Source organism: Pseudomonas rosaeacicularis (genome assembly GCF_057128745.1).
In genome coordinates, this window is the sequence record NZ_JBSKHT010000018.1 from 127904 (window position 1) to 140749 (window position 12846).

The following is a 12846-nucleotide window of genomic DNA, read 5'->3' on the forward strand; positions in this document are numbered from 1 at the left end:
GCTTGGACAAGCTGAGGCCGAAAAAAAGGGGCTGACGCAGTCGATGCGCTCAGCCCCCTACTCTTCAATCTTCTTCTTTGACTGTCGCCACTTCATCAGCGCGAACCTTGACCATCCTTCCGGAAATATCTTCGAACTCGTAGAAGCCATCTTTGGTCTTGGTTTTCGGCGTGTCTTTGGTTACATACTGCGTGCCGTTCTGCAGCGTGACCACAGTGGCCGTTGAGCAACCGGCGAGCAGTGCGCACATGGCAAGCGCAACCGGTAGCCCTAACTGTTTGATTTTCATGCAGACTCCTTTTTCCAAATGCAGCGAACTCATCCGCCGATACGCAATCAGATCGACGCGGCCTGAATTGGTTCGCCAGGCCACGCTGCAAAAATCCCTCCCTCTGATTCAACTCTCTGGGCTTTGTCCTACAGCGGTATTGCGAAACTTCCCGCACTGAAATACTGTACGCATGTACAGCAAAAACAAGGGATCATTTTCGTGTCGAAAAACTCTGCTTCCGCCCCTGCTCCAGGCCCTTATGAGCGAATGGGGATCCGCATTCAAAAAATCATCAATTCCACTACAGCGCAAAAATCCAGGGCTGCGTTGATCTTCCGGCTGCCTGACGAAACAGAAGACGACTGGAATCAGCTGCTGGGAGAGATCGCCGAGAACGACAACGTCACCCTCGCCTATCGCGACGATGGCGGTATCCAGGTGTTCTGGACGTTGCCCAAGGAAGATTGACGGATGACATCCAAGGTTTCAAACCTGCTGTGTGCAAGTCTTTTGTTGATCATGCCCATCGCTTCGCACGCCGAGGCACCGCGCACCTTCAGTGAAGCAAAGAAGGTTGCCTGGGGCCTGTACGCACCACAATCCACCGAGTTCTACTGCGGCTGCAAATACACTGGCAACAAAGTCGATCTGGCCGCCTGCGGCTATATCCCCCGTAAAAATGCCACGCGGGCCAAACGCATCGAGTGGGAGCACATCGTGCCGGCCTGGCAAATCGGCCATCTGCGCCAATGCTGGCAAAATGGCGGACGCAAGAATTGCACGCGCAATGATCAAGTCTACAAGCGGGCCGAGGCCGATTTGCACAATCTTGTGCCCAGCATCGGCGAAGTGAATGGCGACCGTAACAATTTCAGTTTCGGTTGGCTGCCGGAGCACGCAGGTCAGTATGGCTCGTGTCTGACCCAAGTGGATTTCAAGGCCAAGAAAGTCATGCCACGCCCATCGATTCGCGGAATGATTGCGCGTACGTATTTCTACATGAGCAAGCAATACAACCTGCGAATCTCGCGTCAGGATGAGCAGCTATATCAAGCGTGGAACAAGACCTATCCGGTTGAAAGCTGGGAGCGTCAGCGTAATCAGCGCGTGGCCTGCGTGATGGGTCATGGAAACGATTTCGTCGGCCCCGTGAATCTCAAAGCCTGCAGTTGACCCATTCAAAAGCAGCTAAAAAGATGCGCTTTCAGCCTTTGTGGAGAGCGTTATATCCGAACAGATGTGGCACATTGCCGCTTATCGGAGCAACGTTTAAAACGGTATGAAACCGTGTAGTTTTTCCATTGGCCGGCCCCGAGAAATACGCAGATATTCAGGGGTCCGGCAGAGAACCTGCATTACGATCCAAGGCTATTAAGAGTCTTGCATGCCTGTATCGATCTCGAAATGAAACGGCCGCATCCCGGACGCATTTGAAAGACATGCTGCCAGGCACTTCCAGACCGTACTTAATTTCAGAGCGACGTGTCACGCGTCGCACGGGCGGAGACTACGATGAACGACTACAAGGATTTTGAAATTCATTATCAGTTTCGCGGCGAACCTCGGCATTTCTGTCATCAGGCAAACCGTCTAAGCGAGGGCGATGCACTGTATTTCGCCACGTTGCATGCAGGCGTGGGGGGCATGGACGGAAACGTTTCTGCTTGTCCGTTTCGGTTGGCCGTCGTTCAGGCCGAAGGACTGGGCGTAACCCAAGTGCAATGGAAAAGCAGCTGATATCTCAGTAACGCCAAACAAATGCGTGATCCAGTGGTCCCAATTTACATGCAGCGCTCATGACACCAGCAAAGCGAGGTAAATATGACCATCGATAACGCACTGAAAAAAGAAGTCCTCACCCGCCTGCTCCACGCTCACCCTGCCGGGCTCGGCAAGGAAGTGCTGGATAACTACAGGGGGGAACATGCGGTAGCCGATACTCTGGAGCACTTGCAGCAGCATGGCCTGATTCACGATGGCAGTGTGGACAAGGCCGGCAAAGGCGACCGATCGTTGCACTACCCGATCAAGCTGAGTTCTGCAGGCGTTGTGGCTGCGAAAAGCCTCGACCACTGATCTGATTGATTTGTACGAAAAAACCCGGCTCAGGCCGGGTTTTTTTATTTGAAATTGGTGTTCTCCCCAAGTGCTGCGCGCCTGATCATCCATGAGCCGGTCAGGCCACAACACTACAGGGGAACCGGACGCAGACTACAGGCGAAGTCGGATAATCGTCACCTTTGCAATTGTGACTTGATTAGTCTGCCAGCGTGACAAAGGACCCTACCGCCGGGTAATCGCCAGTGCCGTCCGGCCATGGCGTCAGAAGTTCGAAGCCGGTTTGTGTCACCGCCACCATATGTTCCCATTGCGCCGAAAGCGACGCATCGCGAGTCAGCACGGTCCAGCCATCATCCAGCACATGGGTGCCCGGCTTGCCAGCATTGATCATTGGCTCGATGGTAAACACCATGCCCGGTTTGAGTCGCAGCCCCTTCCCTGCGGCGCCGTAATGCAGCACTTGCGGCTCTTCGTGATACTTGCGGCCGATACCGTGTCCGCAATATTCGCGAACCACGCTGAATCCTTCGCGATACGCGACGGTCTGGATGGCGTGGCCGATATCCCCCAAGGTCGCCCCCGGTTTCACTGCGTGGATGCCAGCGAGTGTCGCCTCGTAGGTGGTGTCGACAAGGCGCCTGGCCAGGGGGGTTACCTTGCCCACCAGGTACATGCGGCTGGTGTCGCCATACCATCCGTCTTTGATCACCGCCACATCGATATTAATGATATCGCCGTCCTTGAGGATGTCATCAGGCGCAGGAATGCCGTGGCAGACAACGCTGTTCGGGGAAATACACGTGGTCTTGGTGAAGCCGTGATAGCCGACGTTCGCAGGGATGACCTTCAACTCATTGACGATGAAATCATTGCAGATATCGTCCAGCGCTTCGGTGCTGATGCCGGCCTTGACGTGCGGCGCAATCATCGCCAATACATCCGCCGCCAACCTGCCCGCCACTCGAAGACCCACCAGATCGGCTTCGCTCTTGATACTGATACTCATCAGGAAACCGCTCTGGCTTGGGGAATCGATTCGGTGATGTCAACCGGCTGGGCGCTTAACAATTGCGCGCCTGAGTTTTCGGCACGGATTAACAACTGGCACAGTTCGCTGTAGTTAAATGTCGGGTGCAGTTCGGCGAGCATGCCGATGCGCATCCAGTGCTCCGCTTGCGCATTGATTGAGCGGCTGAGCGCAGCGCTCACCGAGCGGAGGTTGGCGTGCATCTGTTCGGAAATCTTGACCAGGCCCATGGGTGTACCTCACGTGGAATATATGAAGCATAAATGTTTCATATATTGTCCAGCAAGTGGGACTCTCCACAGAAGGCCTCAGGAAGCCTGTTCAAGATGGGCGCTACATTCCGACAATGACGTAGCCAGTTGCGATATCGCCTCCCGGTCGTCCTCGCTCAGAACGCGATAGTGCATGATGATGTTGCGCTCAGCATCACTCAACGACTCGCTGGCCATCGGCGTTTTCTCGCCGGACAAGATGTACAACACGTCGATGCCCTCTTTCTTTAGCCCCGCCAGATAATCAGACCGAGGGATGCGCTCCCCGCTCTCGTATTTACCCTGAGCATTAGCCTCGACCCCTCCGATTGCACCAAACTCTTGCTGCGAGAGCCCTAGGCGCTTGCGCGCTTCTTTAAGCCGTGAGCCGAGATCTTTCATAACCCGCTGTCCTATCGTTGACTTACGTCTAAATCATGACCGCGATGAACGTCGGGAGTTGCGCCACTCCCGGTATTTGGTCAGGCTTTGCGCCTAACCGCTCAAGCAATTTTACTTCTTGCCGATATCAAAAACGATGCGGTGCCATTACTATAGTGGCAACCCGATTTTTTGCTGTTCGGAGAACCCCAAGTGATTACATTTCTGCTGTCCTGGTGCGCGGTATCGGTAGTGGCTACCTTGATCGCTCTGGCGATGATAAGAGCTGGCAAAAGAAGTCAGCCCGGGGCTGATTTTGACATGCATGTCAGCTATCCGTTTGCAGTCAGCAACGCACCTCACAAGCCTGATGCCGGTTCGGCAACGAGCCCGGCGCTGCTTACTCGCCACGCACTTGAGGCTCCATTGAGCTGAGTGAGCCATCAGCAGGATACTCACCGGACAGTGAAGCGTTGTAGTGGCGCAGCCCCGACGCCAGCGCCAGAAAGTCCTCACGTTGCATTTCGTTGCCCCAGACACTGCTGAACGTCTGTTCCAGAGGGGCGCGGACACATTCAAAGCTGTTGTCGATTCGAGCGGTTTGCATGGTCAACTCCGTTTCAATGAATACTGGTTAAACATACAGTATTTGGATAATTGACCAAACGCAAGCTCCGTTCTGACGAGCGGCCATAGCGATCGCGATACCTCTCCCCACGCAGCATCAGGCAAGAACCGGGCAGTATCCGGATAACGCCGGCGTGCCAGTCAGCCGTAGCCTGCACCTACTCAATGAGTTGTTTCGTTCGCGTGCAAGCCACTTCTCTCAGGAGCCATTGCCATGAAAACCACCCTCGCTTTCATCATTACTTTGATCCTTGCGGCCGTTAGCGCCAGCGCGCTGGCAATGCCCTGCGCGCGCAAAGCCGGTGCACTTCAAGAGGTTCGGGACACTCAGCCTCAGGTCCGGCTACACGTCGCCGGGCGGGAGGCGACGCCCAACCCTATCGCACGACTTCGGACCCGCACTGCGTTTTACAAATCACCGGGACAGGCAAACCGCAAAGTGGTTTAGACGCTTGCCAATTGCCGCAGCCGTTCAAGCTCATGCGCAGGGATCGCAATACCTTCAGTCATAGATCTGGCGCGTTGCGCGTAGCGTCGATCACCCGGCAGACGCTCCTGCCCCACGCCCTGCATTTGCCGTACTAGCTCCTCGCTGCGCACAGCGAAGTCCTGCCCACGGCCTTTGTCCGGATCAATGACGATAATGAGTTGACCCGTCCAGGGAGTCTGCGCACCAGGGTGCCTGGACCAGTCGAATTCGAATGAAAAATTGCCGCCCGTCAACGCCGCCGCCAACAGCTCAACCATCATCGCCAGCGCAGAGCCTTTATAGCCGCCAAACGGCAGCAGCGCGCCGCCGTCCAGAATCGCTTTGGGATCGCAAGTGGGTGCGCCCGCCCGATCCACACCCATGCCTGATGGCAACATGCGTCCTTCCCGCGCAGCGATCTGCACGTCGCCATGGGCGATGGCGCTGGTGGCCATGTCGAACACGATAGGGTTGCCACCGGCACGTGGCGCGGCGAAGGCGATCGGGTTGGTACCGAACAGTGGTTTTTGCGCATCATGAGGCACCACGCAGGTCATGCTGTTGACCACGCTTAACGCCACCAGCCCCTGCTCGGCGAAGGGTTCGACGTCCGGCCACAATGCGGCAAAGTGGTGGGAGTTACGAATCGCCAGAATCGCGATGCCAGCCGTTCTGGCTTTCTCTATCAGCAGCGATCTGGCTGCCTCCAGTGCCGGTTGCGCAAATCCACCGCCTGCATCGACCCGCACGAACGCAGCGCCGACGTCCTCGACCGTCGGAACCGCCTTGCCATTGACCCAATCTGCAGCCAGCGATGACAGATAACCCTTGATACGGAATATTCCATGGCTGTGAGAACCATCGCGTTCGGCACTTGCACAGTTAGCCGCCAGCACTGCGGCGACCTGAGGCGAGGTACCGTGACGTACAAAGATTTGCTCCAACAGTTCGGTCAGATCAGCGAAGGAAATCGCCTGCAGCGATGCGGCGTCGAGGGGTGCGGACATCTGAGACTCCGGTTGAGGATGAAGGGTGCGAGCCAGACTGAACAACCCGCCGAGAGTACTGCGTGGTGACAAACAGGTAAACTGCGAGCCTTCCCGGGTCTCTCAACAACCGTTCAAGGATTGACGATGCACTGCCAGACTCTCGTCCTGGGCGCCGGAATCATTGGCGTCTGCTCCGCGCTTCATCTGCAGGCTGCGGGCCACCAAGTGATACTGCTCGACCGCGACGAACCCGGTCGCGGCACCAGTCATGGCAATGCCGGATTGATCGAGCGCTCCAGCGTCACCCCCTACTCATTCCCCCGACAGTTATCGAAATTGCTGCGCTACGGTTTGAATCGACAGTCGGCTATGCGCTACAGCCCAGGCTATTTACCGAAAGCGGCGCCTTGGTTGTTTCGCTATTGGCAGCAGTCGTCCCCCGCAAACCTGGCGCGCGCCAGCCGGGCGATGCTGCCGCTGGTGGAGCGCTGTGTCGTGGAGCACGACTTGCTTGCGCAGGCAGCTGACATGGACGGGTTGTTCAGCGCCAAGGGCTGGATCGAGTTCTATCGTGATCCGCATGAGTTCGAACTGGCAGTTGCAGACGCCAGGTGCAACAAACGTTTCGGCCTGCGCTACGACGTGCTGAACGCGCAACAGTTGAAGGAACGTGAGCCGGATCTGCATGGCGGCATTGTCGGCGGCATTCATTGGCTGGACCCTAAAAGCGTCAGCGACCCCGGGGGCCTGACTCGCGGTTACGCTGCGCTGTTCGTGCGGCGTGGCGGTCTGTTGCTCAAGGATGACGCGCGCAGTTTGCGCCAGCACGCTGGGCAATGGCAGGCAGACAGCGAACAAGGCACGGTGGATGCCGAGCAAGTGGTCATCGCCCTCGGCCCGCAATCGGCGGAGCTGTTCAAGCCTTTGGGTTATCGCATTCCGCTGGGCATCAAGCGCGGCTATCACATGCACTACGCCTCACAACCGGGTGCTCAATTACAGCATTCGGTGATCGATGCCCAAGCCGGATTTGTGCTTGCGCCGATGGCTAGGGGCATACGTCTGACCACCGGGATTGAATTCGCCGACAGCGATGCGCCGCCTAATCAAATTCAGTTGTGCCGTTGCGAAGCTATCGCCCGCACGTTGTACCCGCTGGGCGAACGGCTGGATGCCGAACCCTGGCTGGGACGCCGTCCGTGTCTGCCGGACATGCGCCCGGTGATTGGCCCAGCGCCGAACCACAAAGGGCTGTGGTTCAATTTTGGCCATGCGCATCACGGGCTGACCCTTGGGCCGGTGTGCGGTCGATTGCTGGCGCAAATGATGTCCGGCGCCACGCCTTTTACCGATCCTGCGCCCTACAGTGCCGCGCGATTTGAATGACCCCCAACGGCGCCTCGACCTGCCAGCCGAGTGGTTCAGGTTTTGCACGTCTTCTTTCTCACCATGCTGATCGCACCTGAAGGTCTTCCCATGCGCATACTCGTCGTCAACGTCAACACCACTGAATCCATCACCGACGCCATCGCCGCGCAAGCCCGCTCAGTGGCAGCACCGGGCACCGAAATCATCGGCCTTACGCCGCATTTTGGGGCCGATTCGATTGAGGGCAATTTTGAAAGTTACCTGGCGGCCATCGCGGTGATGGATCGGGTGCTGTCCTACGATCAGCCGTATGACGCGGTGATCCAGGCAGGTTACGGCGAGCACGGGCGCGAAGGCCTGCAAGAACTGCTCGATGTGCCGGTGGTGGACATCACCGAAGCCGGCGCCAGCCTGGCGATGCTGCTGGGCCATGCCTACTCGGTGGTGACAACCCTGGACCGCACCGTGCCGCTGATCGAAGACCGCCTCAAGCTCGCCGGTTTGTTCGAGCGTTGCGCCTCGGTGCGCGCCAGCGGGCTGGCGGTGCTGGAGCTTGAGGAAGATCCGAAGCGCGCGGTGGACGCGATTGTCACTCAGGCAGAGCTGGCGGTCAGGGACGATAAGGCGGAGGTTATTTGCCTGGGTTGCGGGGGCATGGCGGGACTGGACGAGCAAATACGTGCGCGCACCGGAGTGCCGGTGGTGGACGGCGTCACTGCAGCGGTTATGCTCGCCGAATCATTGGTGCGGCTGGGGCTGTCAACGTCCAAGGTCAGGACCTACGCCAAGCCCCGGCCCAAGACCATCACGGGTTGGCCGGGGACGTTTCGCCGCTGATTATTCGTCTGCAGGCATCAGGCGCTTCTGAAAAAAGAAGCGCTTATGGCCCGGTGGATAGTCATCGATATGACCAAACTCGGTGTAGCCGTGCTTGCGGTAGAAATCCGGCGCCTGAAACTCGAATGTGTCGAGCCAAACGCCCACGCAGTTGCGCTCGCGGGCCAGATCCTCGGCCATTTGCATCAAAGTCGAGCCCATGCCCTGCCCACGGGTCTGCTCCGGCACGACCAGCAACTCAATGAAAAGCCAGCGGTACAAGACCCGCGCGTGAAGCCCGCCGATGATTTCGCCGCTGAGTTCGTCGCGCACCATCAGCGCCAGTTTTTCCGAAAGCCCATCGCCGGCCTGCTGCGCGTTGTAGCCCACCAGCGGCGTCAGAATAGCCAGACGTTCTTCTTCGGTAGGGTTTGCTTTGAGTTCGATCCGCACGCTCATGCGTCGCTTCCTGCTGATAGTCAATGACGGGCAGCAAGCCTAGAGGCAATCGATGTCGTGGGTAAAGCGAGGTTTTCAGGCTTGATGGGGGGTGTACATACAACAACAGCGCGAACCGGTCGCGCTGTTGTCAAGGATTTAGCCTAAGGGCTGAATCAGTCCTTCTGATCGCGAAGCACGTTGCCCGACGTACCGTCGATGCGGAACTCGTAGGTCAGGCTGTCAGCCTTGCGACCTTCGCCTTCCCAGTAACCGTTGTCATCGGCTTCGATTTTGTAGATTTGGGTGTAACCCGCAGATTTGGCCTTTTCGATGGCCTTTTCGATAGTGATCCAGCCTGCGCCAGGCTTGTCGGCCAGGGCAACCTGAGCAGTAGCCAGAGCGGCAGTGGCAAGGACGGCAGCGGTAAGTTGTTTGATCATGTTGAACTCCAATTCCCTTTTCGGGCTTTATGACTTGCGGGATTTTGGAGTTCACGGGGGAAAAAATAGTTCAGGCCACTTTATGTAACCCGTTGCGTCGATCTCAGTGTTTAACCTTGCGCCGCATGATGCCGTTGATGACCACAACTACAACGGCCACGAAAATCGCGATGTACTGGAAAGTCTGTTCAGTGATCACGCCGCTGTTCTGCAAATGCGACAGGCCCAGCATGATCGCCAGTACCGCCAGGGCGATGATGATCGAATAAATCAAACGCTGCTTATTGGTCATTGCTGTTTTCCTGGAAAGCTCTTGGAATCATTCACCCGGGGTAAATGCGCGCTCATGTTACGCCCATCTGTGCCCACTGACACCGTCGTGACGTGGATGCAGCCATATGTCGCGCTGAATCGGTCACTCGGCGTGTTTTAATACGCTTTGTTTCAAACTTTGCACTTGTCATTCCCTGCCCCACTACTAAGGAGTTACCAATGGCCGATGAAGGCAGCCTGCTACAGGCCGCAGTCGTGTTTTTATGCGCCGCTGTACTGGCCGTCCCGTTGGCCAAGCGCCTGCAACTGGGCGCCGTGATCGGTTACCTCATCGCCGGTGTGATCATCGGCCCGTCGGTGCTGGGGCTGATCGGCAACCCGCAAAGCGTTGCGCATATTTCCGAGCTGGGCGTGGTCCTGCTGCTATTTATCATCGGTCTGGAACTGTCGCCCAAGCGGCTGTGGGTGATGCGCAAATCAGTGTTCGGCGTAGGTCTGGCTCAAGTGCTGCTGACTGGCGTGGTGATTGGCTCAGTGGCGCTGTTCGCTTTCGGTCAGCCGCTTAATACCGCGGTGGTGCTCGGTTTGGGGCTGGCGTTGTCGTCCACCGCTTTCGGCCTTCAAAGCCTGGCCGAACGCAAGGAGCTCAACGCCCCTCACGGACGCCTGGCGTTCGCCATTCTGCTGTTCCAGGACATTGCCGCCATCCCGCTGATCGCCATGGTGCCTCTGTTAGCAGGCGCCGATCACGACCCCGCTTCTGGCAGCCAGTTGACCCACGGCCTGCAAGTGCTGGGGGTGATTGCGATTGTAGTCATCGGCGGGCGCTATCTGCTGAGGCCGGTGTTTCGCATTGTCGCCAAAACCAAGCTGCAGGAAGTGTCCACTGCCACCGCGTTGCTGGTGGTGATCGGCACGGCATGGCTGATGGATCTGGTTGGCGTTTCGATGGCCTTGGGTGCGTTTCTCGCCGGTCTGCTGCTGGCCGATTCCGAATACCGTCATGAGCTGGAATCGCAGATCGAGCCGTTCAAGGGGCTGCTGCTGGGGCTGTTCTTTATCAGCGTCGGCATGGGCGCCAATATCGGTTTGCTGTTCAGCGCACCGGTTGCGGTGATCGGTCTGACCTTGCTGTTGATTGCACTGAAGCTGCCTATCTTGTTTGTTGTCGGGCGCCTCGCTGGCGGCCTGGGCAAACAGAGCGCGCTGCGTCTGGGGCTGGTGCTGGCGGCGGGCGGTGAGTTCGCCTTCGTAGTGTTCAAAATCGGCCGCGATCAAGGGCTGTTCGAAGCACAGCTGTATGATTTGCTGGTGCTGACTATCACGCTGTCGATGGCTGTAACGCCGTTGCTGTTGCTGGTGATGGCGCGCTGGTTGAAGCCCAAAGTGGTGGTTAGGGAAGTCCCGGATGAGTACCGCGAAATCGAATCCGACACTCCTCGGGTGGTGATCGCCGGCATGGGCCGCATGGGCCAGATCGTGGCGCGGATTCTGCGTGCGCAAAACATCTCTTTCGTGGCGCTGGACACTTCGGTTGAAACCATCGAGTTCACCCGCAGCTTCGGCAACGCGCCGGTGTTCTATGGCGACCCGCTGCGCCCGGAAATCCTGCGCGCAGCGAAGGTCGATCAGGCCGAATTCTTCGTCATTGCCACTGATGATCCAGACGCCAACATCAAGACCGCCGAGCTTGTGCGCAAGCTCTATCCGCACATGAAAATCATCGCGCGGGCACGCAACCGTCAGCACGTACACCGGCTGATGGATGTTGATGCGCAGGCCGTGCGCGAGACGTTCTATTCAAGCCTGGAGATGACGCGCCGTACTTTGGTCGGGCTGGGGTTGAGCCAGGCGCAGGCAGATGCGCGCATCAGCCGCTTCAAGCGTCACGATGAACAAGTGCTCAACGCCCAACACTTGATTTATGACGACGCGGTGAAGGTCAAACAGTCCGCCCTCGAAGCCCGCAAGGATCTGGCCGACCTGTTCGAAGCCGACCGGCTGGATGAGGAAGCGGCGAAAGCGTAGCCCTTCTCTTTAGGAGCGAACTTGTTCGCGAGGCGCCGTGCCTGACAAACCGCGCTCACCACCTCGCCAACAGGTTGGCTCCTACAGCTCCCACGCCACACCATTCCCTGTACGAGCGAACTTGTTCGCGAGGCGCCGTGCCTGACAAACCGCGCTCACCACCTCGCCAACAAGTGTACCGGGCATCAACCCAACACTTCACTCAACGGAATGAAATTCAGCAGATCACCCTCAGCAACCGTTGTACCTTCAAGCACCTCAATCAAACCGTCCGCCCACGCCGCGCTGCGCAGAACGCCGGAACTCTGGTTGCGATAGGCGACTACGCGGCCCTGCTCCAGACGGCCACGCAAGTATTCGCGGCGGGTGCCCGGTTTGTCCCAGACGAACCCCGCTGGCACTTTGAAGTGCAATGGTTCGACCTTCTTCACGCCAAGACGGCGCAGCAAATAAGGCCGCGCGAGCAAGGCGAAGGTCACTAGAGTCGAGGCTGGGTTACCCGGCAGGCCAATCACCGGCACGCCGCGAAAATGGCCAAAGGTCAGGGGCTTGCCGGGTTTGATCGCAAGTTTCCACAGCGAGAGCTCGCCTTCTTCGCGCAAGGCCTTGCCGAGAAAGTCAGCCTCACCGACCGAGACGCCGCCGGTAGAGAGGATCAAATCCACATCATTCAAACTGCTTAATGCAGCGCGGGTCTTGTCCATGTCATCCGGCAGAATACCGGCGTCGATCACTTCGCAGCCCAGGCGCTTGAGCCAGCTGCACAGCAATACGCGATTACTGTTGTAGATCTGCCCTGGGCCGAGCGGCTGGCCGGGCTCGATCAATTCGTCGCCGGTGGACAGCACCGCCACGCGGGCGCGACGCACCACGTCCAGTTCGCCCAGACCCATGGTTGCGGCGAGGCCCAGTTCGATCGGGCCCATCACGGTGCCGGCGTCCAGCACTGTGTCGCCGACCGTGGTCTCCTGACCTTTGGGGCGAATGTTTTGCTGCGCCTGCATCGGTTCGGTGAAGCGCACGCGCTGATCGCCCATGACCTCAGCGTTTTCCTGCATTTCGACGCAGTCGGCGCCCTCAGGCACCGGTGCCCCGGTGAAAATTCGCGCGCAGGTGCCAGGCTGCAATGGGTCTGGGGCCTGACCTGCAAAGATCCGCTGAGTGACGATCAGCGGCTCACCGGTCCAGTCCGCCACGCGCAGGGCGTAACCGTCCATGGCGCTGTTGGGCCACGGCGGCAGATCGAGGCTGGAAACCAGATCATCGGCCAGCACCCTGCCCTGCGCATCGGCCAGAGCGACGCGCTCACGTTCGAGAATGGGTGCAGATTGGGCCATGGACATCAGCCGCGCCATGGCCTTTTCCACCGGGATCAGGCCAGGGTATTCAGCTTCGTTCATCCAA

Annotated in this window: 18 protein-coding genes; 8 read left to right on the forward strand and 10 right to left on the reverse strand. The window is 58.2% G+C overall.

The window, feature by feature from the left end; all coding sequences use genetic code 11:
* Positions 1-64 precede the first annotated feature (64 nt).
* Positions 65-289, reverse strand: a complete 225-nt coding sequence (locus tag ACWKWM_RS22880; protein WP_483848317.1) for a YgdI/YgdR family lipoprotein — start codon at positions 287-289, stop codon at positions 65-67.
* Positions 290-490: 201 nt separating this feature from the next.
* Between ACWKWM_RS22880 and ACWKWM_RS22885 the strand changes: the two genes are divergently transcribed.
* The 4 genes from ACWKWM_RS22885 to ACWKWM_RS22900 all read left to right on the forward strand — a co-directional run bounded on the left by ACWKWM_RS22885 (position 491) and on the right by ACWKWM_RS22900 (position 2347).
* The gene (locus ACWKWM_RS22885) at positions 491-739 is read left to right on the forward strand and encodes a DUF1654 domain-containing protein (RefSeq protein ID WP_483848318.1); all 249 of its coding nucleotides are present in this window, start codon (positions 491-493) and stop codon (positions 737-739) included.
* 3 nt (positions 740-742) lie between these two features.
* Positions 743-1444: an endonuclease gene (locus ACWKWM_RS22890; RefSeq protein WP_483848319.1), complete on the forward strand. Its 702-nt coding sequence runs from the start codon at positions 743-745 to the stop codon at positions 1442-1444.
* A 339-nt stretch (positions 1445-1783) separates the two neighbouring features.
* Positions 1784-2008 carry a DUF6555 family protein gene (locus ACWKWM_RS22895; RefSeq protein WP_483848320.1) on the forward strand — a complete coding sequence of 75 codons (225 nt, stop codon included), beginning with the start codon at positions 1784-1786 and terminating at the stop codon, positions 2006-2008.
* 84 nt (positions 2009-2092) lie between these two features.
* Entirely contained in the window at positions 2093-2347 is a 255-nt protein-coding gene (locus tag ACWKWM_RS22900; protein ID WP_483848321.1) for a hypothetical protein, read from the forward strand.
* A 181-nt stretch (positions 2348-2528) separates the two neighbouring features.
* Here ACWKWM_RS22900 and map read toward each other — a convergent pair whose 3' ends face one another.
* From map to ACWKWM_RS22920, 4 genes are all read right to left on the reverse strand, one after another.
* A complete protein-coding gene (gene map / locus ACWKWM_RS22905; RefSeq protein WP_483848322.1) occupies positions 2529-3338 on the reverse strand; it encodes a type I methionyl aminopeptidase in 810 nt (269 codons plus the stop codon).
* Positions 3338-3589 carry a ParD-like family protein gene (locus ACWKWM_RS22910; protein ID WP_483848323.1) on the reverse strand — a complete coding sequence of 84 codons (252 nt, stop codon included), beginning with the start codon at positions 3587-3589 and terminating at the stop codon, positions 3338-3340. Before ACWKWM_RS22910 ends, map begins: the two co-directional genes overlap by 1 nt.
* A 78-nt stretch (positions 3590-3667) precedes the next feature.
* Positions 3668-4012, reverse strand: coding sequence for a helix-turn-helix domain-containing protein (locus ACWKWM_RS22915; protein ID WP_483848324.1), 345 nt, complete (start codon positions 4010-4012; stop codon positions 3668-3670).
* 379 nt (positions 4013-4391) lie between these two features.
* Positions 4392-4598, reverse strand: coding sequence for a hypothetical protein (locus ACWKWM_RS22920; protein ID WP_483848325.1), 207 nt, complete (start codon positions 4596-4598; stop codon positions 4392-4394).
* A 234-nt stretch (positions 4599-4832) separates the two neighbouring features.
* Here ACWKWM_RS22920 and ACWKWM_RS22925 point away from each other — a divergent pair, with 234 nt between their 5' ends.
* Entirely contained in the window at positions 4833-5066 is a 234-nt protein-coding gene (locus ACWKWM_RS22925; protein WP_483848326.1) for a hypothetical protein, read from the forward strand.
* On the opposite strand, the gene ACWKWM_RS22930 is transcribed toward ACWKWM_RS22925, so the two are convergent.
* Positions 5063-6094 (reverse strand): Ldh family oxidoreductase, encoded by a 1032-nt coding sequence (locus ACWKWM_RS22930; RefSeq protein WP_483848327.1) that lies wholly within the window; start codon positions 6092-6094, stop codon positions 5063-5065. The genes ACWKWM_RS22925 and ACWKWM_RS22930 overlap by 4 nt on opposite strands.
* 126 nt (positions 6095-6220) lie before the next feature.
* On the opposite strand from ACWKWM_RS22930, the gene ACWKWM_RS22935 reads away from it, so the two are divergent.
* The gene (locus tag ACWKWM_RS22935) at positions 6221-7462 is read left to right on the forward strand and encodes an NAD(P)/FAD-dependent oxidoreductase (RefSeq protein ID WP_483848328.1); all 1242 of its coding nucleotides are present in this window, start codon (positions 6221-6223) and stop codon (positions 7460-7462) included.
* Positions 7463-7552: 90 nt separating this feature from the next.
* Positions 7553-8281, forward strand: coding sequence for an aspartate/glutamate racemase family protein (locus tag ACWKWM_RS22940; protein ID WP_483848329.1), 729 nt, complete (start codon positions 7553-7555; stop codon positions 8279-8281).
* On the opposite strand, the gene ACWKWM_RS22945 is transcribed toward ACWKWM_RS22940, so the two are convergent.
* From ACWKWM_RS22945 to ACWKWM_RS22955, 3 genes are all read right to left on the reverse strand, one after another.
* Complete coding sequence (locus ACWKWM_RS22945; RefSeq protein WP_483848330.1) at positions 8282-8719, reverse strand: GNAT family N-acetyltransferase; 438 nt, start codon at positions 8717-8719, stop codon at positions 8282-8284.
* A gap of 155 nt (positions 8720-8874) precedes the next feature.
* Positions 8875-9141, reverse strand: coding sequence for a PepSY domain-containing protein (locus ACWKWM_RS22950; RefSeq protein ID WP_483848331.1), 267 nt, complete (start codon positions 9139-9141; stop codon positions 8875-8877).
* A gap of 103 nt (positions 9142-9244) precedes the next feature.
* Positions 9245-9433 carry a hypothetical protein gene (locus ACWKWM_RS22955; RefSeq protein ID WP_483836700.1) on the reverse strand — a complete coding sequence of 63 codons (189 nt, stop codon included), beginning with the start codon at positions 9431-9433 and terminating at the stop codon, positions 9245-9247.
* 200 nt (positions 9434-9633) lie between these two features.
* Here ACWKWM_RS22955 and ACWKWM_RS22960 point away from each other — a divergent pair, with 200 nt between their 5' ends.
* Positions 9634-11442: a monovalent cation:proton antiporter-2 (CPA2) family protein gene (locus tag ACWKWM_RS22960; RefSeq protein ID WP_483848332.1), complete on the forward strand. Its 1809-nt coding sequence runs from the start codon at positions 9634-9636 to the stop codon at positions 11440-11442.
* 185 nt (positions 11443-11627) lie between these two features.
* Here ACWKWM_RS22960 and ACWKWM_RS22965 read toward each other — a convergent pair whose 3' ends face one another.
* The gene (locus ACWKWM_RS22965; RefSeq protein WP_483848333.1) at positions 11628-12842 is read right to left on the reverse strand and encodes a molybdopterin molybdotransferase MoeA; all 1215 of its coding nucleotides are present in this window, start codon (positions 12840-12842) and stop codon (positions 11628-11630) included.
* Positions 12843-12846: the final 4 nt, after the last annotated feature.